This window comes from Bacteroidota bacterium (assembly GCA_034439655.1).
Classification (GTDB): domain Bacteria; phylum Bacteroidota; class Bacteroidia; order UKL13-3; family UKL13-3; genus CANJUD01.
The window spans coordinates 1-22,515 of the sequence record JAWXAU010000070.1 but is presented as its reverse complement, the minus strand read 5'-3'; the positions used below and the strand labels follow the sequence as shown (position 1 = coordinate 22,515).

Sequence of the window (22,515 nt, the reverse complement as noted above, 5' to 3'; positions counted from 1 at the left end):
TAACTTTCCAATCCCGAATGCATTTGAGATTGGAAAGTTAAAATACATATTAATTGTTTCCTAAGTCTATCAAACGAATCACGGTTGATTGACCATTAATTGTTATACGCAACATATATACTGCTTGAGCGGAATTGTTGGTAGCAATTTGCATTTGGTGTTTTCCTTCGGCCAATTGCCCATTGGCGAGTGTATTTATTTTGCGACCATATATATCATACAGTTCTATATTCACTACCGCATTTTTAATCAAATTAAAATTAAGGCTTGCTTCGTGATTATATGGATTTGGAAACACGGTTAGTTCATTCACCAAGGCATTCGGCATATTGATAGCCGTATTTACATTAATCGTTTGTGTACTGGAGTCGCTGCAACCATTGGTTCCGGTAACAACTAATTTTACAATATACGCACCAGTTAGTGTATAGGTATGTGCAGGCGATATTTGTGCACTATTCCCGCCATCACCCAAAGTCCAAGTATATTTATTATGTGTCGTATTAGTTGCAGTAAACTGCACTGCCGATTTTCCGTTTGTTATATTATAAGTAAAGCTGGCATCGGGTGTGGGAAGCAAGTTTACATCAATTGAGTCGGCGGCAAAACAACCATTGGCATCAGTAGTTTTGAGCCAATATGTTCCGGCGGTCGATATAGTAATTTTTGCTGTGGAAGCATTGGTACTCCACAGGTATGCATTCGCATTTCCGCCGTCCAATAAAACTTTATCGTTAGGACAAATATTTTTATCAGGGCCAAGATTTGGATTTGTTACTGTATGATTGTTAATAGTAATTGTGTCATTATTAGTGCAGCCTTTGTTATCAGTAACTTTCAACCAATAATCGCCCGGGGCTGATATCCCCAGCATATTACTGGTACTGCCATCACTCCATTTATATTGTGCAAATGAACCGCTGCTCGATAAATATACTTGAGTATTGGGGCAAACAGTTTCGTCGGAACCAAGATTAACACTTGGCAAAGAGTTCACCGATATATAACGCATCACCGAAGTATCGCATGCTGTAATACTATCAATAACCGTAGTCGTTATTATATATAATGAATCCGCATCAGCAGCATTGGCTGCGTAACTCAAACTTCCATTGCCGATGGCACTTGGCGGTGTAACAGTTACATTGCCTGCTGGAGTGTTGCCATTTATAGTAGCAACAACGGCCAGTGGAATATTCCAAGTAATTCCAAATTTCGCATTTGTATGACCAGATGGTGGCGTTATTTCATAAGTAACCGTATTGCCTACGCACACATTGTCAGGTGCAGTAGCTGTGCCCGAATTATACTGTCCATTATAGGGAGAGCCTTTTATAATATATACACCTTTGGGTTGGTTGCTTGCTGTTATTTTTACGGTATCCGCATCATAACAACCTGCAGGGGCTGTTACTGATACTATATAAGTTCCGCTGGTAGATACGGTAAGCGTAGAACTGGTATCTCCTGTATTCCATAAATAGGTGTATGATGCTGGGAAAGTTCCCGGATTTAAAATAGTATTAACACCTGAACATATTTTTTGGTCGGCACCAAGGTTGGCTATTGGTGTGGGGTATACTGTAATCTTGATTGTATCTATAGTCCACACGCCGTATATTGCATCCATTGCCCTGCACCATACCACACTTGTTGAGGTAACTTTCAGTGTGTCTTGTATCCATTTTGCTTTGCTCCACGCAAATTCCCAACTATTATAATTTGGGTTGGCAAATAGTGTTATAGAATTACAAACGGCGGTATCATTGCCAAAGTTAAGGTCAGGCCTGTCGGCAATTGCTAAATTATCAAAATATATAGTATATGATGAAGCCGCATTAGCAGATCTTAATAGTTTTACAATTACATTGTTGCCTGCAGAAGCTCCTAAGTCGTATTGTATGCTATCCCACTTGTTGGCATGGCTATTCTTAGTAATTATGCTATAAACACTTTTGAAGGTTAAGCCACAATCTGTAGAAACTTGTATAAATATCGTATCTTTATTTGGCATAGCTCCAGCGGTTTTGTAAAATAGCTTTAAGGCACTCAAACTCGTTGTGGTTCCTATGAGTTCTGATGTAGCAGTAGCTTTCGCTGAGCTCGACATACTTACTTCCAAGGCATCGGATCCGTTTAGTCCTGTATTGTTACTATAACTAAACCCATTGTTGGTATAGGAAGCAGGTATGGTATATGATAAATTGAAATCTTGCAAATAACCCAAAGGGATTGCTACGGTTGGCGTAACGGTTAGTCTAACTGTATCATTATAAGGAATGCTGTCGCCTGCCATTGAAACAGATACTACAAATTCGTAATCGCCACCAGTTTGGCTCATATCAAGTGTTTGGTTGAACGTAACTGTCATGGATGCACTAGGAGCTAACTTCCCAGAAGTAATTACCGTATCTAAAGTTCCAGTATTCAAATTGCTCATTTCAAGGTGAACATTCAAATTGGTATAAGAAAAATCTAAAGTATCAGTTCCTTGGTTAAATACTGCAACCTTGCCAGGTTCAGTACCTGAAAAACATGATTTAACAGCAGGGCTTACTATGGATTTAATAGCAACGTCTTTTTTTGCCTTGTCGAATATCACCACAGTATAATCTTCAGTTTCGCCAGCAGAATAAGTTCCGCAGGGACTGCCAGAAGAAGCACCGCTATATTCTAAATGCACACGCATGTGGGTGATACCATAAGTTGCTCCAGATGGTATCGTAATATTTGCATGTATCGTATTTCCTTTTGAACCACTTTTTGTATTCCCACCATATATAACTTCCGATGTTTCGTAAACCCCATTTTGGTTATAATCAATCCAGACTTTTATATAACAAACCGCCCAACTGCTGGCATCAATTTGTGTAACAGAAAATGGGTAGGTGCTTCCTCGTATAAGTCCTATTTTACCAATACCTGTATAATCAGAATAAGTGGCTGAGACATTCGTATTATTGGTGGCAGGTAATGTGTCTACCCCATTGCTGAAGTTGCCAAACGTAACATTTGCTATATTGGTTGTTTTACCACTGCTAGGTCTGGAACTACAATAACAATTGTAAAATGGATTTTGTACAACTTCAAATGCTGCGGTGGAATCGGAATTACTACTGCATGTTACCATACAACGGTAGTAAGTACTCGCACTTTGGTATTGATTGGTAGTATCGTATGTAGCCCCTGATACATCGCTCCAGTTAACACTGTCAGAAGATTTCTGCCATTGGTAACTCTGCCCCGCCCCATTACTATTTCCTTGTAATGACAATATAAATGGAATACCCGTGCAAGGTGCAGTATTATTAGTGATAACAATACCTGGAGTAGGTGGGGTAGTACAAGCTACATATTGTATATTTATGACATAATCTTCAGCCTCGCCATAACTATAACTTCCGCACGGAGTGAGATTTTGCTGGTTATAAGCAAAAATCACACGCATCCTAGTTGCACCCGTATCGGCATTGTTAGGCACACTAAAATATATACTATCTTGTCCATTTGGCATATTGGCTTTCTCACCCAATTTTTCTTTGCTTTCAAATGTGTCATTGCCGTTAAAATCTATCCAGACAGCCATATTTTTTGAATAACCTGAATTACCTGGCGTAATTTTAACCCAATAGCCAAAACCAGTCTTTATGGTGGTGGACATGGTATTATATAAGGTATAATAGGGAGATGATGATGGGGCTGTGGTTGTATTGTCAATAGAATCAAGTGCTACATTTTCTATGTACAAATTGTAAGGAAGTCCTTGATTAGAGATAGAGGGTTTACAGTAGGATTGCCCTTTGCTAGAGATTGAACTAAGGGTTACTAACAAAAGAACCAAATAACAGGATTTAATAATTGAGTGGTAGATATTTTTCATTGTATAAATTATGTGCTAATAAGTACCCAATATTCGGGTATTTATTTCACAATACAATGTACACCAGAAAAAAAAATATGGCAGCTTATCTTCTTAGCTCAAAGTTCTGTCCCAGATACACTTTACGCACCATTTCGTCGGCTGCAAGTTCTTCGGCGGTGCCCGCTTTCATAATGGCCCCTTCAAATAGGAGGTAAGCTCGGTCAGTAATATTGAGCGTTTCGTGCACATTGTGGTCGGTAATGAGCACCCCAATATTTTTCTCTGCCAGCTTTTTTATAATCATTTGTATATCCTCCACTGCTATTGGGTCCACCCCGGCAAAAGGTTCATCGAGCAAAATAAAATGTGGGTTAACGGCTAAAGCTCTTGCTATTTCAGTCCTCCTTCTCTCACCGCCCGACAGCACATTGCCCATACTTTTACGAACCTTGTGCAGGTTGAATTCATCTATAAGTTGTTCTAGTCTATCTTTCTGCTCGGCTTTGGGAAGATTACTCATTTCCATAACCGCTTTTATATTGTCTTCTACACTCAGTTTACGAAATACGGATGCTTCTTGTGGCAGATAACCGATGCCTCGTTTTGCCCTTTTGTACATAGGCAGTCGGGTAATGTCTTTGTCGTCAAGAAATATTTTTCCGCTGTCAGGTTGTATCAACCCCACTATCATATAAAAACTGGTGGTTTTGCCTGCACCATTTGGGCCAAGCAATCCCACTATCTCTCCTTGTGCCACTTGTATGCTGGCATTATTAACTACAAGGCGTTTCTTGTAGCGTTTCATGAGGTGTTCTGAGCGGAGAATCATATTTCATTTACGTCATTCTGAGCATTGCTTCAATGCGAAGAATCTGTCGGAATCGGAGACGCTACTGGCAGATTCTTCATGGGAAGGCCCATAGCTATCGGCCCACTCAGAATGACGTTTAATTATCTCGCAAAGTTGCACATAAAAACCCGAGAATTCCAATATTAAATTTAATCCAATAACTTTGCCCACTGTGAAAAAAATAATAGGGTATCTCAAAAATTATTTTACCAAGGAAGTAAACAGGACTTATTTGGTTATTATAATTGGCCTAAATGCATTGTTTATATATTTGAATTATGAATACCGTTTCCCCAAGGCATGGGTCAACGATTCAGATAGTTTTACAGAGTCGTATTTTAAATACTTTGTATTCTATTTTGCCAGTATATTATATCCATTTATTATTTTATATTTATTCGATCGAGACCCCAAACTACACAGTAAAAAACTATGGACTATTATACTCATTGGCTGTGCAATTTTTTCGCTGCGTTCTTCATTTACCTATCACAATGTTTTAATTTCAAAATGGCTAAAAGACAATCAGGAACTTAAATCATTAGCATATAATTGTGCTGATAATTTGGTGATGTGTTTGCTCACTATTGTTCCTGTCTTTATGCTATGGATTTTTTGGCACCGAAAGCAAATGCCGTTCTATGGATTCTCTACCAAAAACTTTGAAGCCAAACCTTATTGGGTGCTGTTATTACTGATGGTTCCATTGATTGTATGGGCATCGTTCCAAACAGATTTTTTGGCACAATATCCAAAAGTATATGCTATATTTCATTATCATAGTTTAACTGCCGAAAATTGGAAGCCAATTGCATTATTTGAATTATGTTATGGTATAGATTTTATTTCTATCGAATCTTTTTTTCGTGGATTTATGATGTTACTTTTAGGAAGAATTTGTGGTTATAAATGTATTATACCCATTGCTTGTTTTTATGTCGGAATTCACTTTTGGAAACCGATGGCCGAAACAGCAAGTTCCTTTTTCGGCGGATTAATATTAGGCGTTCTTGCTTTGGAAACAAAATCAATATATGGAGGTATTATGGTGCATCTGGGGATAGCTTGGTTGATGGAAGTGGGAGCGATTTTAATGGTTAATGGTTAATGGTTCCCGGTGCGGCGGGGTTAATGAGCTGTTGCATCACAAATTAATGCTTACTGGTTTATTTATCATTAATTCCTTAATGGCATCAATTAACCCATAATATAGTATGCTGTCTTGAACTCTTGCCTCTGGATGAGAGTATGAAATAAAATAATTATTAGGTCCAAATCTAAAATACCAAATACCTTTAGTAGTAACTTTCCAACCTTTTTTTTTTCTTCAAGTCTATATAATAATCAAAATGATTAGAGACAACTGAACCACAAGCAATAATTATATTTGGAATGGTATTCTCATCGTTCACGTATATGTCAATTTGTCTTTGAAGAAACTTAACATCTTCTTTAAAAATTGCAGCTAAAATAAAGTGTCCGTTAGAATTTGGCTTTTCTTATTTGAATTATGAAAGAGGTCTATTATAACATTATATTTTCCACACCATCCACCACCTCATATAATTCCAAATTCTTCTCGGCCAAATAACCTTGCGTTACCATGTGCTGCATCATCGTTAATAATGGGTCATAAAATCTATCCACATTTATTATATATATTGGTTTATCGTGTTGGCCTAATTGTTTCCAAGTGAGGATTTCAAAAAATTCATCAAGGGTTCCAATACCTCCTGGCAATATCGCAAAAGCATCTGCAAGTTCGAACATTTTTATTTTCCGTTCGTGCATATTGTTAACCACAATCAAATCATCCAATGCATGGTGCCCAACTTCGCGTTCAATTAAAAATCCTGGACAAACTCCTGTCACATGTCCACCCGCAGCAATACAAGCATCGGCAGTAATTCCCATCAGTCCAATATTGCCCCCACCATATATCATATTGATTTTATTTTGGCCCAGTAAAGTTCCAAGCTGGTGAGCAGTTTCACTATATATAGTTTTAGTGCCAGAGGATGAGCCGCAGTATACAGCGAGAGATTTTATTTTCATGGTATCAGGTATCAAGTTGCTTGCCCGCCGAGGCAGGAACTAGCGGGATTAAAAAAGTATATTATATATTGTTGAAAATTAATTAGAGAATTTATCAGAATAAGGATGCAATATACTTGATACTTGCCGCCGCGGCGGGCAAGCTACTTGATACTATTTGCCACTTCTACTGGAGGTCGTACATAATATCCCGTTCCATTATAGGGTCTTTTTCGTGGGTGTTCTTTGCAGGTTTCGGAGCAAGCACCTTCTAGTTTTTCACCGCAGTCTTCGCAAATGGGCAAGTGTTCATTGCATTCAACATTGGCACAGTTCACCATGCGTAGGGTAGGGATATTGCATATATGACAATTGGAAATAATAGTTGGATTAACTTCGTTTACTGGTACTGTAATACGTCCATCAAAAACATAACAAACGCCGTCAAAATCTTTTCCGCCTGTTTCTTTGGCATACTTTATTATACCTCCGTGTAGTTGATATACATCTTCAAAGCCATGCTCCAATAACAACGCAGAAGCTTTCTCGCATTTAATACCGCCCGTGCAGTAAGTAATTATTTTTTTACCTTTTAGTGCTTCCAGTTGTTTTACTTTCTCAGGAAACTCACGAAAATTTTCCATGTCGAATGTGATGGCATTTTTAAATCGGCCAACGCCATGCTCATAATTCGAGCGGACATCCACCACCACTACATCGTCTTGTTCTTTCATTTCAAGGAAAGTTTTGCCATCGATATGTACGCCCGTTTTTTGGCGGGGGTTGATAATACTGGGGTCACGAAGACCACTATGTACTATTTCCGATTTGTAACGCACATGCAGGCGGTTGAACGCATGGTCCTCACTTTCGTCAATTTTAAATTCAATTCCTTCAAATCTTTTATCTGCTCTAAGGTCGTCCATATACTGCTGGCATTGCTCGGGCGAACCACTAATAGAACCGTTCAAACCTTCGTGGGCCACAATGATGCGACCACGCACACCAAGGGTTTTGCAATATTTCAAATGCTCTAAAGCAAATGTTTCAGCATCCTCAATGGGTGTATAAAAATAATATAAAAGTATATGATAAGGAGCCATGTTCTTTTTCGGTTTGCAAAATTAACGCTTAATCTCAACTTAATCAATAGAAGCTTATAAAAGCTTACGATTACTATTTTGGTAGAAGATTTATGTTTTTATAAGGCCCTCTCTACAGGACTTTTATTAATCGCATCAGGCATTTTTTACCAAAAGGTCGTCGCTCTGGGACTAATAAACAAATGTAAACTTATTTTAGGACGAGCTATTCAAACCCAATAGGGGTGGCCTTTTGGTAAAAAGAAAGCATCACTGCAAAGCCTAGTCCTGTAGCGACGACCTTTTACTTCAAAATTAAATTGTTAAATAAAAAATTAGAATCACTATAAATTGTTAGATTTGCAAATTAACTCGTTCAGAATGAATAATCGTTTTTTAATACCCCTGCTTTGTTGTTTGTGGCTTTTGGTAAATCAAAAGTTGCATGCACAGGTAAAGGAATATAGCAAGAACGACCGATTGCTAGAGGAGAATGTGCAAGGCAAGGTAAAATATATTAGCAGAAATGTATATGCTGCCAAGGGTACTATAGCTCAAGTTCAAAAGGTTGCCAATATCATGAAGTTTGAACTTGAATTCGATTCTGCAAAAAATATAATACTAGATGGCCGTTATAGTATGGAAGATAATTCCTCGCATAAGGCTATATACACTTATGATAAGTGGGATCACGAAATAGAAGTGCGTGAATATTTTAATCCTGAGTCATACTTAGACAGCAAGTTTGTAAATGTGTATAATAATGCCGGACATAAAATCACTGCAACTGCCTATCGTGCCAATGGTAGCACATTATATATCGATACATTTATTTATGATAACAAAGGATTTTTAGTTGAAAGTTATATAATAAATCCTTATGAAAGATTTAATTGGAAAAACACCTATATCAATTATGCTAAAGGTACAATTGCAGAATCAAGAGCCTATAATTATGTAGAAAACTATAAAAAGTATGAATTAAACTTCATAAAAAATAACCAATACAGTTCTACAGGGAAAGAGATTCAGCACAAGTGGGTATTGGGAGATGGGCGAATATATGAAATAGTTCAATATAAGTATGATAGTAAAGATACACTTGTTGAAAAAATAGTTTATAGCATGGATTCTATCTTGTCTAGGAGGGAAGCGATAAGTTATGATAAGAAGAAAAAAATTAAAGAGACCGTAGTAATCTCTTACGATGAAAAAGGAGTGCCAGCAACCGAGTATCAGCAGCACGATTGGCATGGCAAACTTTTAAAAGATACCAGTTCTCAGCATTACATATCTTATTCGTATCACAAATATGGAAATGTGAAAGAGGTAGTTGAAATAAAACCTAATGATGATATCAATAGCAAAACTACTTACCAATATACTTACGATAAAAAAGGAAATTGGCTTAGCAAAACTACCTTTGTAAATAGCGAAGCAAAAGAGTTTGTAGAACGAACAATTATATATTATGAATAAATCACTCCCACCCGCCTTTATAGAACATTTGCGTCACCAGCCTGGTGCAGATATAGATTCATTGACTGAAGCCATTGCCGATATTCCGCCTGTAAGTATTCGTTTAAATCCAAATAAACCCTCGTCATCTTATATAGAAAACAGGGAGCAAATTCCATGGGCATCTCAGGGATTTTATTTGCCCGAACGCCCTTCATTTACTCTTGATCCTGTTTATCATGCAGGTGCTTATTATGTGCAAGAAGCAGGGAGTATGTTTGTGGGTACTATTATACAAGAATTGCTTAAAACCAATAAAATTAAAAATGCTCTAGACCTTTGTGCAGCACCGGGTGGGAAAACTACGGATTTGGCTTCGGTTTTGGATAAAGATACATTTATTTTAGCCAACGAAACCAATAAAACACGGGTCAGTATATTATATGAAAATATCGTGAAATGGGGAAATGATAATATATATATATCGCAAAATGACCCTAAGAGTTTTTCCAATATCAAAGGCTTTTTCGATTTGGTAGTAGCTGATGTTCCATGCAGTGGTTCGGGTATGTTTCGTAAAGACCCACAAAGTATCGAGCACTGGAGTGTAGATAGTGTAGTACATTGTAGTTTAAGGCAGCAGCGAATTGTTGAAGATGTGTGGCCATCAATTAAAGCAGGTGGTTTTATGATATATTCAACTTGTAGCTATAGTGTTGAAGAAAATGAAGAAATTGTAGAATATATATGTAATACTTTGGGAGCAGAAGTGGTGAATATCCCTTTGCCCTATTCACATATTTATCAAACAAAATATGGTTATCGTTTTTACCCCAACAAATTAGATTCGGAAGGATTTTTTATTTCTGTATTACAAAAAACTGAAGAATTGGTGGGTGATAGCAAAGTTCCCTATTATAATACCAAACTCGGCTTGCCCATGATTACCAAGCACGACAGAGCGGTATTAGATAAATATATAGTTTTGGATAAGGAAAATTTGTTTGATATGAAAAGGGATATATATTATAAAAAGCATCCTGCCGAATTGCAGTTTGTCGGTAACTATTTGAATATATATAAACGCGGTGTAAAGCTTGGAAAAGTGATACGAAATGAATTAATCGCTGATCATGAATTGTGTATGATGCATAGTCATAATATACAATTTAATAAAATAGATATTGATAAAGAAACAGCTTTAAACTTTCTACGAAAAAGCCCTGTAATGCTTGATGATGCAATGGGGTGGGCAATGTTATGCTATGAAAATTTGCCTTTAGGTTTGATAAAAAATTTGGAAAATAGAAGTAATAATTATTATCCTACTGAGTGGAGAATTAGGAATTTATAATGCTATAATATATTGTAGTTGCTTTATTGTAACTGCAATATATTACAACTTCTCCCCAAAAGACAAATCTCCAGCATCGCCCAAGCCAGGAATTATGTAAAAATCCTCATTCAAACTATCATCAACCGCAGCTAACCAAAGCGTAGCATCAGGTAAATGTTTTTGTACATGGGCAATTCCTTCAGGACTTGCAATTACACAGGCCAAATGTACATGTGTAGGCATCCCATGTTCCATCAAAGAATTACATCCTTCTACCAATGATTTTCCAGAAGCCAACATCGGATCACATATAATTAAAGTTTTTCCTGTAAGTGAAGGACAAGCAACATAATCCAAATCAATATCGAAGGAATGGTCTGCTTTATGTTTGCCCCTCATGGCTCCAATAAAGGCAGCCTCTGCATTTTCAAAAACGTTTAAGAACCCATTCATAAAAGGCATTCCAGCTCGCAGAATGGTGGCTACTACCAAATCGCCAGTAGGTAAAAATACTGTTGTATCAGCAAGCGGTGTTATAATATGTTTTTCCTGATAATGAAATTTTTTGGATATTTCATAGGCCATCAACATCCCAATTCTTTCTATATTATTTCTAAAACGCATGCGGTCATTTTGAATACTTTTGTCACGCAGTTCGGCCAGGTATAGGTTTGCGATGGAGTTTTCTTTGTTGAGGATATGCATATAATTGTTAATGATTAATGGTTCCCGCCGCGGCGGGGTTAATGGTCTTCTGATGCCTCGGAACGGCAATTTATAGAATGGTTAACGAAAAACAACAATGCAAATATAGTTAGAATTCGTCATTCTGAGTCTCGCCTAGAATAGCCTTAAAAAAATAGAACAGATTTTAGGCGAGACGAAGTATCTGTTTAAAGCGAAGACACAATTGTAATGTAGTCAATACTTCTGCTAGATTGACTTCAACGTGCCGAAAATTTCGGGATAAAATTTCTTTGCCCTCGCGACGCCATGCTCCAAATTATGAAACAGAACTATATAATATTTCCGCAGCTTCCTTTTCTATAGCACTCATGCCTCCATTCACATTCGTGATACTGGTGAATCCATTCTTCTCCATGAGGGACGCAGCAATCAACGAACGATATCCGCCTGCACAATTTATTAAGTATGAATCAGTTTTGTTCAGTTTATGTAGGTTTGAAAGAAGTTCGTTTAAGGGTATATTAAGAGAATTTGGTATTTTAGAAGTATTATATTCATTCACAGTCCTCACATCCAGTACTATATTTTTTTCATTTGACAATTCAGGTAATAGTTTTTTTGCTTCTATACATTTCAACCCACAAAGTTCCTTTCCAATTTCAGTCAAATGTATAATATCATCATCATAATATCCTATAATGTTTTCATAACCTATTCTTCCCAATCTTGTTATAGCTTCCTTGTCTGTATTTTTTTCGCAAACTATTATTATAGGTTGATTGATATCTATCAAAGTGCCTACCCACACTGCGTAAGAGCCATTTAGCCCAATATGTATAGAGCCTTTAATATGTAGATTGGTATACTCAGTTTCCGTTCTCACGTCCAGGATAGTAATATCTTTTTTTAGTTGCTCATTTATATCGTTGGTTGATAATTTTCGATGTGCTTTTTTTGTCACTTTTTCAAGTGGTTCATATCCATATTTATTAATCGCTGCATCTTTAAAAAAATAGGGTGGAGGAGCAGGTTGATCTGCTGTAACGGCTTCAATAAAATCTTTTCGGTCCATTGGTTGTAATGCATAATTCAACTGCTTTTGCATACCGATAGTTGATTGTAATTCTTGGCCTAAGCTACGTCCACAAGCCGAGCCAGGCCCATGACCAGGGTATACTATAACATCATCAGGCAAATTTTTTATTTTGTTATTGAGCGAATCATATAATTGTGATGCTAGTTCTGCAGCAGATAAATTACCGCTCAATAAATCAGGCCTCCCCACATCACCTACAAACAGTGTATCGCCACTAAAAAGTGCATACGGTTTTTCATTTTCATCCATGAGCAAACAACATATAGATTCTATAGTATGACCAGGAGTATGTAGTATTTTTATTTGACATTCACCAAGAAACAAAGTATCTCCATCTCCAGCTATATCGGCTTCATAGCTGGGTTTAGCTCCTGGACCAAAAATAATTTTTGCTCCCGTTTTTTTTGCCAAGTCTATATGTCCCGAAACAAAATCAGCATGAAAATGTGTTTCAAATATATATTTTAATTTTGCCCCCCTGTTGTGCAACAAATTTATATATTCATCCACATCACGCATGGGATCTATGATAGCTGCTTGGCCATTATTTTCTATATAGTAGGCAGCTTGTGCCAGGCAATTGGTATAAAGTTGTTGTATATACATGGCTGTATTAATTATTATTTATATAATCAAATTTTGCATTCCAGATTTCCTTTAGTTGTGATGATTTGAGTTTAAGTTCTTCTGTTTTTTTTCCTTCAAATAAATCATTAATTGTTTGATGAAATAAACTAAGCCACCGCTCAAAATGCATACCTTTTAAAGGAACCACGTGATTAAGTGCCAGATGTGGTGGGAACGGACGACCATTATACTCACCGGTCTTAAGTAGTATAAATTCCCAAAAGTCATACATCTTTGGCAAGTGCTTTTCCCAATTTACGTGTGCTACATCTGTAAAAATTGTTCCCAACAATTTGTCCTCTTTAATTTTATTATAAAATTGATCAACTATTTTTGTAATATCTGTCCTGTTTGCAATATCCAGCTTCATATATTATATATACTAATGGCATTTAAAATATTCGAACGGTTGCTGGCAGCTTTTGCAATACCATAGGGCTTTGCAGGGTGTGGAGCCAAATTGACTTGTTAGCTGCGTATCATTATTATTGCAATGCGGACAAGTGATCTTATTTTTCGAATTGGTAAATAATTTTATATCATGGTGCGAACTTTGTTCAGGAGGAGCAATTCCATGTTGCTTCATTTTTTCTTTGGTAGCATTGCTTAGCCAATCTGTTGTCCAAGGAGGTAATAAGGATATTTTTATTTCTACATCCTCTATTTCTGCTTCGCTCATCTTATTATATATATCTTCCTTAAACACTGGCATAGCAGGGCATCCAGAGTAACTCGGTGTGATTGTAACAATCACCTTTTCATCATCTGTTATTTCTATATTTCTTACCAATCCTAATTCGACAATATTGATAACAGGTATATCAGGATCAGGAATTTCAAATAGTAAATCCCATACCTTTTTCTCTGTAATATGTATTTTATGGTCTACCATTTTGCTTCTGGGTGTGCGTGGTGTAAATATTGCATTTCAGTAAGTAAATGACCAAGATGTTCGGTATGTATAGCATTGTGGCCTCCTACTATATTATTATTATATTCAGGAATAAGCATATTGGCTTCATTCAAAATTTCAGTTATCTCATACTCCCATTTGGTATATATATCATCCAAACTTGTACTTATTCCTGTAGAAATAAGTTCTGTATCAGTTTCGTTCATCAAGAACATATCACTGGTATATCTCCAAAGTTCATCCAATGCAAACTGTGCCCTACCAATACTTTCCTCAGTTCCATTTCCAAAACGAATCACCCATTCACTACTGTGCCGTACATGGTATTTTACTTCTTTCAATGCCTTTGCCGACAGGCCCGCTATCATTTCATCATTACTACTCGACAAAGCCTCATATAAATGTTTTGCAAAAGTTGAATACAAAAATTGTTTCATCATTGTATACGCAAAATCTCCATTGGGCTGCTCCACCAATAAATTATTATAATACGCTCTTTCGTTTCTACCAAAAGCCAAATCATCGGTAGTATATTTATTGTCATATAATGATGCTGCATATTCAAACATACTTTCCGCTTGCCCAAATAAATCGAGTGATATATTGGTCATGGCCAAATCCTCTTCCAATATAGGGCCGCGACTGCACCATGCAGCCAAACGTTGTGCTAAAATCAAATTATTATCTGCCAATCGCAAGCAGAAATTATATAATGCATCTCTGGTATTCATAATTATATATTATAGGTGGGTGGAGCCTTGTGGCATTTTATAAAAATTAGGAGTTCGGTATATTTTATCAATTGCAGGGTCAAAAAATTCCGCATCATCTTGTGGGTTCGTAGCCGCGATTAAATCGGTGGGAACTACCCAAATGCTGCGGCCTTCGTTGCGTCGGGTATATATGTCCCTTGCATTTTGCAGAGCCATATTCTTATCGGCTGCATGCACACTTCCTTGATGTTCGTGTGGACCACCATTTTTTGTTTGCATAAATACTTCCCATTGGGGAAATTGATTATTATTTTCCATAATATAATATATTTTTTATAGTGATACGATTGCTATTTTTTTATTCATTTTTTCATCAAAAGCTAAAGCTGCTTCACGCACCCAATTACCTTCCTTATGATATTTGATATGATGATTCAGACGCTGATGATTACAGGGTCCATTGCCTTTTACCACATCCCAAAAGTCATCCCAACTGATGGGGCCAAAATCCCAATTCATGGTGTCTTTATTATACTTTAATAAAGGATCGGGAATCGTTAATCCTAAATGATAAGCTTGCTCCACAGTTCTATTAATAAATCGTTGACGAAGATGGTCATTTGTTTCCACTTTTATTTTCCATTTCATCGATTCTGTGGTATGTGCCGATTCAGAATCTGCTGGGCCAAACATCATAAGTGCTGGCCACCACCAACGATTCATTGCATCTTGTGCCATGTTATGTTGGGCAGCAGTTCCATTCATCATCTTTCCCATAATTTCATATCCTTGTCTTTGATGAAAACCTTCCTCTTTGCATATACGAATCATAGCTCGTGAATAAGGACCATAAGAACATTTTGCCAGCATCGTTTGATTCACAATTGCAGCTCCATCTACTAGCCAGCCGATGGCACCCATATCAGCCCAGTTGAGCGTGGGATAATTAAATACGCTCGAGTACTTGGCTTTTCCTGTTTGCAGTTGGTTAATCATTTCCGCACGATCATCACCCAAAGTTTCCGCAGCAGAATAAAGATATAATCCATGTCCGCCTTCATCTTGTATTTTGGCTAATAATATTTTTTTCGCACGTAAAGTTGGTGCACGCAATACCCAATTTGCTTCGGGTTGCATACCTATCACTTCCGAGTGTGCATGCTGCGAAATCTGTCTGTGCAGCGTCTGGCGATAGGCCTCGGGCATCCAATCCAATGGTTCAATTTTTTCTTCAGCATCAATTCTTTTTTGGAATTTTACTAATTTTTGGTCTTCGGATATCATAAATTATTTTATATATTATAATAGTTTTATTAATTAACGCCAAGTTGCTTTAAGTATCGGATATGTGACCAAAATGCTCCAATAAATGTTGGATTTTCTATATATTTCACATTAAATTGTTTGCAGGTTTCTCTCACAAATTTGTTGATAGCGGGATAATGTACATGACTTATTTTTGGAAATAAATGATGCTCTACTTGAAAATTGAGACCTCCCACAAACCAACTTACCAGTTTACTTTTTGTGGCAAAATCAGCAGTAGTTTCTACCTGATGTATGGCCCATTCTTTTTGTATTTTTCCATCTTGTTTCCTTGCAAACGAAGTACCCTCAACCACGTGTGCCAGTTGGAATACAATGTTCAATATATAACTCAATACAAAGTGCATGGAAAGGAAACATAATAGCCCAGGTACAATGCCAAGCGAGTATATCGGTATGATAATAAACAGTACTGGATTTATAAGTTTAGTGATCCAAAATATGATATGTTCTTGGGTGCTCATTTTAGGGAAACTATAGTCTAATATTTTTCCTGTAAAATAGGTTTTGAAATCACCATAATATAGCCAACCGATAGATGAAAGTGGGTATAAAAATATCCAATAGATATATTGAAAACGATGCATGGGTTTATGCTCTTGCTGCTCACAAAAACGGAACAAAGGATGTTTGTCAATATCATCATCCATTCCAACTACATTGGTATAAGTATGGTGCAACACATTATGTTTTGTTCTCCAAAAATGAGCTTCGGCTCCAATTAGATTTGCAGAATAAGCCATCAAAGAATTTAAAATTTTATTCTTTGAATAGCCGCCATGAGAGCCATCGTGCATCACATTAAACCCAATCAATGCCGAGGAAATTCCGAGTAGAATCGCTGCCAAAACATTATATATCGGATTGAGGTGTAGCGAAATCATCAATATATATAATCCGATATGGGCTGGAAATAAAATAAGGGATTTTGTATATAATTTCCAATTCCCTGTTCTCTTTATATTTCGATCTTTGAAATATTTGTTTACTTTCTCGTTCAGGTTATCCATAAACGGAGTAGTGCTATTGTTAAACGTTACTTTTTGTTTCATTTTCTATTATTCAGTTATTCATTTGTTATTTTCTTATTCTTGTCAGTCTGCGTTTATCGAAGACCGCCTTCGATAAACTCAGACTGACAGTTCCTATAAGGTTCCTCTGCGGGCTTGTTCGGCCTCTATACTTTCGAACAAAGCTTGAAAATTTCCTTTGCCAAATGATTTTGCTCCTTTGCGTTGTATAATTTCGAAGAATAAGGTTGGGCGGTCTTCTACAGGCTTTGTAAATATTTGCAATAAGTATCCTTCTTCATCTCTGTCCACCATAATTCCCCATTTTTTCAGTTGTTCCAAATCTTCTTCTATAATACCTACTCTATCCCTTACCGTATCATAATAACTTCCTGGAACATATAGAAATTCTACACCTCGTTTACGCATTTCCGAAATGGTAAATATAATATTATCCGTTGCAACTGCTATATGTTGGCAACCTGGACCTTTGTAAAAATCTAGGTATTCTTCTACTTGCGATTTCTTTTTTCCAATTGCGGGCTCATTAATTGGAAATTTGATATAACCATTTCCATTGCTCATTACTTTGCTCATCAAAGCCGTGTACTCCGTTGATATATCTTTATCATCGAAGGTTACAAGGTTTGCAAATCCCATTACATTTCCATAAAAATCGGCCCAAGTATTCATCGAACCTAATTCCACATTTCCTACCATGTGATCTATATATTTCAAACTAGTAGCAATAGGATGATATTCGGTTTCTAATTTTTCATATCCAGGTAAAAACAACCCGTTATAATTTTTGCGTTCAATAAATATATGAACAGTATCTCCATAAGTATGTATGCCACTTCTGCAAATAGTTCCATTTGCACTTATAATCGTTTCTGGTTGTATATAGGGTTTTGCACCACGCGATACTGTTTGATGAAATGCATCATAAGCATCGTCCACCCAAAGTGCAATTACCTTCACGCCATCACCATGTTTTGCTAGGTGCTTGGCGATCTCACTCTCGCCCTCAAAAGGAGTAGTAAGCACCAAACGAATTTTTCCTTGTTGTAGTACATAAGAAGTTCTGTCGCGAACGCCAGTTTCTAATCCTGCATAAGCCAAATCCTGAAACCCAAAAGCAGTTTTATAATAGTGAGCCGCCTGTTTTGCATTGCCTACATATAATTCTACATAGTCTGTTCCATTGATGGGCAAAAAATCCTGAGCTTTATCGAATACTTTTTTATTTTCAGAATATTGATAATTTTCTACTGTAGTTAAATCTAAAGTCTCCATTTTGATTATTATATATATTTAGTCAATTAGTAATTCTTTTTCGGGAGTTTTTTCAAGCCATGAATGATAATAGTCGGGCACCTCAATCTTGGATGCTTCGGTTGTTACTTTTACGGGCTTGAAAGGGTCAATCATTACCGCCAATTCCTGTGTTTCTTTCTTGCCAATACTACGTTCTATGGCTCCTGGATGCGGCCCATGAGGCAATCCTGCAGGGTGTAGCGTAATCTGTCCCTTTTGTATATTATTTCGGCTCATAAAATCACCATCTACATAATATAATAATTCATCGCTATCTATATTACTATGATGATATGGTGCTGGAATTGCATTGGGGTGATAGTCATATAAACGTGGAACAAAAGAACAAATCATAAAATTATTTGCTTGAAACTGTTGGTGGATAGGTGGTGGCATATGTATACGACCTGTGATGGGCTCAAAATTAAAAATAGAAATGGCATAGGGATAACTGCAGCCATCATATCCCACCAAATCGAAAGGATGGGTACCATATATATAAGGATATATTAATCCACGCTTTTTAATATTAATTTTAAAATCTCCTTTTTCATCATGCGTTTCCATGTCTGCTGGAAATTTAAAATCACGTTCGCAGAAAGGAGAATTTTCTAAGAACTGTCCGTACTGATTACGATATCTGGCAGGCGTTTCAATAGGACTGAACGATTCAATAAATAATAATTTATTATCTTCAGTATCAAAATCAATTTGATATACAGTTCCTCGTGGTATTATTATATAGTCGCCGTACTCAAATGGAATTTTACCATACATTGTTTTTAGGGTGCCAGAACCACGGTGTACAAAAATTATTTCGTCTGCATCGGCATTTTTAAAAAAATAATCATTAAAACTTTTGCGTGGCGATGCCAAACCTATATGCAAATCATCATTCACAAAAAGTACTTTACGACTTTGGATATAATCATCTTCTGCTGCAACTTCAAATCCCAAATAGCTGCGGGCTTGCAAATTATCTTCTATATCAATTACCGGTTTGATGCTATAAGGTTGTCCGTGTTCCTTCACCATTGTGGGCGGGTACAAATGATATAGTAAAGAAGAAATTCCTGCGAATCCTTCCGTCCCAAATAATTCCTCGTGATACAAGCTGCCATTGGGCTGACGGAATACAATATGACGTTTGTGTGGTATTAATCCTACTTGACGATAAAGTGGCATAATATGGTGTTTAAAATGATGCTGTAAAATTATTTCAAAACACCCCAATCACTTTATGACTGTTGTCAGTTTTTAATATGATTTTGATACGTTCGATTTTACACCTGCACAGGAATCATCAATCCATTGATGGCACTTTCCCATTTGCTTAGTTCTTGATTCATTTCATTTTTGAACCCTTCAAGTTCTTTAATAATATTGGATTTCATGTTTTTATAATAGTTCACACCTTCTAGCAAATTGGATTGAAATGTTTTGAGGTATCGAATCTTATTATTATTAAGTGAGTTCATATTTTTATCAATTTCTTTTTTTAAATATTCTACATACATACCCAATTCGTTTACAAACATATTTGGTCGCTTCACACTATTGAGAATATTAACTCTTCCGTAAATATGATCTACCATTTGTTTCAGTGTAAACACACCAGAAAAATAAGCTAGATTTGGCCCAGGACATATAACGACAGCGGTTAAATGATGCTTGGGAACTATATTGTTTTTTAAAAACGCCGAAGAGCTTAGTCCAGTGCAAAGACAATCTTTTTCAGTTATTTCATTATATACCTTTTTAAATTCATCAGCCGAAAGATCTTGTTCCTTCAATTGTTTGAGCTTAAGATTCTGATATTGTCGAGATGCGGTGCATATAGGCTTCTCCGTAAATTCGGTATTTGAAGATAGAAACTTACGATAGCAAGGACTACCTGGTTTTCCTTTTGCAATTCTTTGTAATCTTTGCTTTTCTGATGATGTTTTTCTAAAATTATTGAAGGGTATTCCCAAGGGTGAAGAATTACTTAAATAATAATCATCTTGTTTTGCATTGGCCAATTGTTGCAAAGTTTCTTCGTCTACATTAGTAGCTTCAGGAACCAGCAAAAATGGGCTTCCCCAACCTGTTCCATTAATATCGTAATACTCCATTAATAATTTATTTTCGAAACTGGTACCGATACCTCCTTGTACTGTTATTTTCAAATCAGGTATTGTAGGGTAACTATTTTTTTGATTTAAAACCAATGATTGGTTACAAATAGTATATAATTCTTGAGCAAGTTCTTCTCTATTTAATTTGAATTCTTCTAGTATAGGCCCCAATAGCAGTCCTTCGGTGGCAAAAGCATGCCCACCGCAGTTTAAGCCCGATTCAATTCTATATTCAGAAATCCACAAACCTTTTTTTGCTAGTATTTTTCCTTGTGTTACCGCACTTCTATAATCACTTACTTTTAATATAATTTTCTTTTTTACTTCTCCTTTTTTGTTGGGATAAAAATCAGCAAACGATTCAATATAGCTATATAGTCTTGGATTATATCCTGCTGAGAAAACTACTGACGATTCAAGCCCACTTAATGCAAACCCACGCAGTGCTGACAAGGCATCGGAGTATTCATTGGGCAGCGGGGAACCGTCTTTACCATAATTGGTTTTGTTTAATTTGGACATAATATTAACGTCGATTGCTCCTGCACAAATTGATGAACGTAATTCTTGTTGCAATATTTCTTTTGCCGCCTTATGATTTGTTTGAAGCATGATATGATATTTTATCCTCTCACTTGAATTGTCAGGCAGTAAATCAAAATATTTCATGATATCAGAACCAATTATAAAGGGTTGTTGTCTCAGTATTTCTGTACTTTGAATAACCAATTCGTTTACCAAATTTAGATAAGATGTGATTCTTCGGGCTCGGTAATCTTCTTCTTTTTCGGAAATAGCGATATAGGGCAATTGATAGCATTCACAATAATGCTTACGCATATCTTCTACTAGTTGATCCTCTCCAATGGAGATAACAGAAGAAATACCAAAATGAGCCACTTTTATTGGCGTGTCAATGGTGAAGCCAAGTCCCATAACGGGTATATGAAATGAATGAGCAATCGAATTTTTCATTTTGCAATATTAAATATTATACAAATTACAATGTCCTAATTGGAGTGCAAAGTACGTTTCATTGTATTGGTAAAAATATGACAGTTGTCATGTTTTATTGTAAAGTGACCTTTTCCTTCATTAAAGATAGAATGATATTGAAGTGTTTTTATGATTTTATTTATTTAATTTGGAAATGTATGACTGTAATCATATAATCATAATTATAGATACCTATATTTTTGTACCCGTATAATAAAAACATATATATTATTATGAAAAGACAATTTCAACTATTTATTGCTATCGGTGCACTTGTAATAAGTGTGTCGTGCAACTCAGGTAATGGAGAAAATGCATCAAATGCTACTTCAAACACCGAAGCTACACCACAAACAGGACAATCGGGAGTAAAGGACGAGACTTCAGTAAAGAATGTTGTAGGTATTGCTATTGGTAGCAAGGATCATACTACCTTGGTTACCGCAGTTAAGGCTGCCGAATTGGTAGACGTATTAAGTAATGCAGGGCCATTCACGGTTTTTGCACCTACCAATGCTGCTTTTGATAAACTTCCCGCAGGCACTGTAGAAGGATTATTGAAAACTGACAAAAAAGAAACATTACAGGATATATTACAATACCATGTATCGGTTGGGGTGTATAAAGAAGATGCTTTGCAAGATGGTCAGGTAATAGGACAAGTTAACGGTGGCAATATTACTATCTCGAAAAAGGATGGGAAAACAATGATAAACGGAACGGCAACTATCATAGCAAGTGTACCAGCTAGTAATGGCATAATACATGTTATTGACGCAGTATTGCTTCCCCCAGCAGCGAAATAGTTTTTTGTATATTTTTTGAATTATTAAATTAAGAAGGTATGGGCAGAAATGTTCGTACCTTTTTTTAGTAGTACGAAGGATTAAGGAGTAAGTGGCTGACGCATGATTTTTAGGATGGAGGAACAAGTAGTGAGGAATATGGGGCTGACGCCTGATTGAATTTGGTCGGTGTGTGCAGGTATGGTATATTTGCAATATAAGTAATAAGGAAAACAAAACTACGAACTTTAAATACTTTATCTTTTGTGAAAACAAAGCTCATGAATAATAAACTAAGAATATATT

General features: G+C 36.4%; 19 protein-coding genes. 4 read left to right on the top strand and 15 right to left on the bottom strand.

The window, feature by feature from the left end:
- Positions 1–49: 49 nt before the first annotated feature.
- Together SGJ10_04315 and lptB are read right to left on the bottom strand one after the other, a co-directional pair.
- Positions 50–3,880 carry a GEVED domain-containing protein gene (locus SGJ10_04315; GenBank protein ID MDZ4757352.1) on the bottom strand — a complete coding sequence of 1,277 codons (3,831 nt, stop codon included), beginning with the start codon at positions 3,878–3,880 and terminating at the stop codon, positions 50–52.
- 85 nt (positions 3,881–3,965) lie between these two features.
- A complete protein-coding gene (lptB, locus tag SGJ10_04310; protein ID MDZ4757351.1) occupies positions 3,966–4,691 on the bottom strand; it encodes an LPS export ABC transporter ATP-binding protein in 726 nt (241 codons plus the stop codon).
- 193 nt (positions 4,692–4,884) lie between these two features.
- Between lptB and SGJ10_04305 the strand changes: the two genes are divergently transcribed.
- Positions 4,885–5,820 (top strand): CPBP family intramembrane glutamic endopeptidase, encoded by a 936-nt coding sequence (locus tag SGJ10_04305; GenBank protein ID MDZ4757350.1) that lies wholly within the window; start codon positions 4,885–4,887, stop codon positions 5,818–5,820.
- 416 nt (positions 5,821–6,236) lie between these two features.
- Here SGJ10_04305 and SGJ10_04300 read toward each other — a convergent pair whose 3' ends face one another.
- A complete protein-coding gene (locus SGJ10_04300) occupies positions 6,237–6,767 on the bottom strand; it encodes a TIGR00730 family Rossman fold protein (GenBank protein MDZ4757349.1) in 531 nt (176 codons plus the stop codon).
- A gap of 143 nt (positions 6,768–6,910) precedes the next feature.
- A complete protein-coding gene (locus SGJ10_04295; GenBank protein MDZ4757348.1) occupies positions 6,911–7,849 on the bottom strand; it encodes a rhodanese-related sulfurtransferase in 939 nt (312 codons plus the stop codon).
- Positions 7,850–8,209: 360 nt separating this feature from the next.
- On the opposite strand from SGJ10_04295, the gene SGJ10_04290 reads away from it, so the two are divergent.
- Together SGJ10_04290 and SGJ10_04285 are read left to right on the top strand one after the other, a co-directional pair.
- A complete protein-coding gene (locus tag SGJ10_04290; protein MDZ4757347.1) occupies positions 8,210–9,307 on the top strand; it encodes a hypothetical protein in 1,098 nt (365 codons plus the stop codon).
- On the top strand, positions 9,300–10,640 hold the full coding sequence (locus SGJ10_04285; GenBank protein MDZ4757346.1) for an RNA methyltransferase: 1,341 nt from the start codon (positions 9,300–9,302) through the stop codon (positions 10,638–10,640). The genes SGJ10_04290 and SGJ10_04285 overlap by 8 nt, the downstream gene beginning before the upstream one ends.
- A 42-nt stretch (positions 10,641–10,682) precedes the next feature.
- Here SGJ10_04285 and upp read toward each other — a convergent pair whose 3' ends face one another.
- The 11 genes from upp to SGJ10_04230 form a co-directional block, all read right to left on the bottom strand.
- A complete protein-coding gene (upp, locus tag SGJ10_04280; GenBank protein ID MDZ4757345.1) occupies positions 10,683–11,327 on the bottom strand; it encodes a uracil phosphoribosyltransferase in 645 nt (214 codons plus the stop codon).
- Positions 11,328–11,625: 298 nt separating this feature from the next.
- Positions 11,626–13,011 (bottom strand): MBL fold metallo-hydrolase, encoded by a 1,386-nt coding sequence (locus SGJ10_04275; protein ID MDZ4757344.1) that lies wholly within the window; start codon positions 13,009–13,011, stop codon positions 11,626–11,628.
- Positions 13,012–13,018: 7 nt separating this feature from the next.
- Entirely contained in the window at positions 13,019–13,402 is a 384-nt protein-coding gene (locus SGJ10_04270; protein MDZ4757343.1) for a group III truncated hemoglobin, read from the bottom strand.
- A 12-nt stretch (positions 13,403–13,414) separates the two neighbouring features.
- Positions 13,415–13,924, bottom strand: a complete 510-nt coding sequence (gene paaD, locus SGJ10_04265; protein MDZ4757342.1) for a 1,2-phenylacetyl-CoA epoxidase subunit PaaD — start codon at positions 13,922–13,924, stop codon at positions 13,415–13,417.
- The gene (gene paaC / locus SGJ10_04260; protein ID MDZ4757341.1) at positions 13,918–14,676 is read right to left on the bottom strand and encodes a 1,2-phenylacetyl-CoA epoxidase subunit PaaC; all 759 of its coding nucleotides are present in this window, start codon (positions 14,674–14,676) and stop codon (positions 13,918–13,920) included. Before paaC ends, paaD begins: the two co-directional genes overlap by 7 nt.
- Before the next feature lie 9 nt (positions 14,677–14,685).
- Entirely contained in the window at positions 14,686–14,976 is a 291-nt protein-coding gene (gene paaB, locus SGJ10_04255) for a 1,2-phenylacetyl-CoA epoxidase subunit PaaB (GenBank protein MDZ4757340.1), read from the bottom strand.
- Between the two features lie 15 nt (positions 14,977–14,991).
- On the bottom strand, positions 14,992–15,942 hold the full coding sequence (gene paaA / locus SGJ10_04250) for a 1,2-phenylacetyl-CoA epoxidase subunit PaaA (protein MDZ4757339.1): 951 nt from the start codon (positions 15,940–15,942) through the stop codon (positions 14,992–14,994).
- A 29-nt stretch (positions 15,943–15,971) separates the two neighbouring features.
- Entirely contained in the window at positions 15,972–17,036 is a 1,065-nt protein-coding gene (locus SGJ10_04245; protein MDZ4757338.1) for an acyl-CoA desaturase, read from the bottom strand.
- A gap of 93 nt (positions 17,037–17,129) precedes the next feature.
- Positions 17,130–18,290, bottom strand: coding sequence for a 4-hydroxyphenylpyruvate dioxygenase (gene hppD / locus SGJ10_04240; protein MDZ4757337.1), 1,161 nt, complete (start codon positions 18,288–18,290; stop codon positions 17,130–17,132).
- Between the two features lie 18 nt (positions 18,291–18,308).
- A complete protein-coding gene (locus SGJ10_04235) occupies positions 18,309–19,496 on the bottom strand; it encodes a homogentisate 1,2-dioxygenase (GenBank protein MDZ4757336.1) in 1,188 nt (395 codons plus the stop codon).
- Positions 19,497–19,594: 98 nt separating this feature from the next.
- Positions 19,595–21,403, bottom strand: coding sequence for a hypothetical protein (locus SGJ10_04230; GenBank protein ID MDZ4757335.1), 1,809 nt, complete (start codon positions 21,401–21,403; stop codon positions 19,595–19,597).
- Between the two features lie 254 nt (positions 21,404–21,657).
- Here SGJ10_04230 and SGJ10_04225 point away from each other — a divergent pair, with 254 nt between their 5' ends.
- Positions 21,658–22,230 (top strand): fasciclin domain-containing protein, encoded by a 573-nt coding sequence (locus SGJ10_04225; protein ID MDZ4757334.1) that lies wholly within the window; start codon positions 21,658–21,660, stop codon positions 22,228–22,230.
- Positions 22,231–22,515 lie beyond the last annotated feature (285 nt).

Coding starts and splice junctions, on each gene's coding strand:
- SGJ10_04275 (MDZ4757344.1), bottom strand. CDS start 13,011: ATGTATATACAACAACTTTATACCAATTGCCTGGCACAAGCTGCCTAC.
- SGJ10_04245 (MDZ4757338.1), bottom strand. CDS start 17,036: ATGAAACAAAAAGTAACGTTTAACAATAGCACTACTCCGTTTATGGAT.
- paaC (MDZ4757341.1), bottom strand. CDS start 14,676: ATGAATACCAGAGATGCATTATATAATTTCTGCTTGCGATTGGCAGAT.
- SGJ10_04225 (MDZ4757334.1), top strand. CDS start 21,658: ATGAAAAGACAATTTCAACTATTTATTGCTATCGGTGCACTTGTAATA.
- SGJ10_04270 (MDZ4757343.1), bottom strand. CDS start 13,402: ATGAAGCTGGATATTGCAAACAGGACAGATATTACAAAAATAGTTGAT.
- SGJ10_04285 (MDZ4757346.1), top strand. CDS start 9,300: ATGAATAAATCACTCCCACCCGCCTTTATAGAACATTTGCGTCACCAG.
- SGJ10_04300 (MDZ4757349.1), bottom strand. CDS start 6,767: ATGAAAATAAAATCTCTCGCTGTATACTGCGGCTCATCCTCTGGCACT.
- SGJ10_04235 (MDZ4757336.1), bottom strand. CDS start 19,496: ATGCCACTTTATCGTCAAGTAGGATTAATACCACACAAACGTCATATT.
- paaA (MDZ4757339.1), bottom strand. CDS start 15,942: ATGATATCCGAAGACCAAAAATTAGTAAAATTCCAAAAAAGAATTGAT.
- upp (MDZ4757345.1), bottom strand. CDS start 11,327: ATGCATATCCTCAACAAAGAAAACTCCATCGCAAACCTATACCTGGCC.
- SGJ10_04230 (MDZ4757335.1), bottom strand. CDS start 21,403: ATGAAAAATTCGATTGCTCATTCATTTCATATACCCGTTATGGGACTT.
- SGJ10_04295 (MDZ4757348.1), bottom strand. CDS start 7,849: ATGGCTCCTTATCATATACTTTTATATTATTTTTATACACCCATTGAG.
- SGJ10_04290 (MDZ4757347.1), top strand. CDS start 8,210: ATGAATAATCGTTTTTTAATACCCCTGCTTTGTTGTTTGTGGCTTTTG.
- SGJ10_04315 (MDZ4757352.1), bottom strand. CDS start 3,880: ATGAAAAATATCTACCACTCAATTATTAAATCCTGTTATTTGGTTCTT.
- hppD (MDZ4757337.1), bottom strand. CDS start 18,290: ATGGAGACTTTAGATTTAACTACAGTAGAAAATTATCAATATTCTGAA.
- paaB (MDZ4757340.1), bottom strand. CDS start 14,976: ATGGAAAATAATAATCAATTTCCCCAATGGGAAGTATTTATGCAAACA.
- paaD (MDZ4757342.1), bottom strand. CDS start 13,924: ATGGTAGACCATAAAATACATATTACAGAGAAAAAGGTATGGGATTTA.
- lptB (MDZ4757351.1), bottom strand. CDS start 4,691: ATGATTCTCCGCTCAGAACACCTCATGAAACGCTACAAGAAACGCCTT.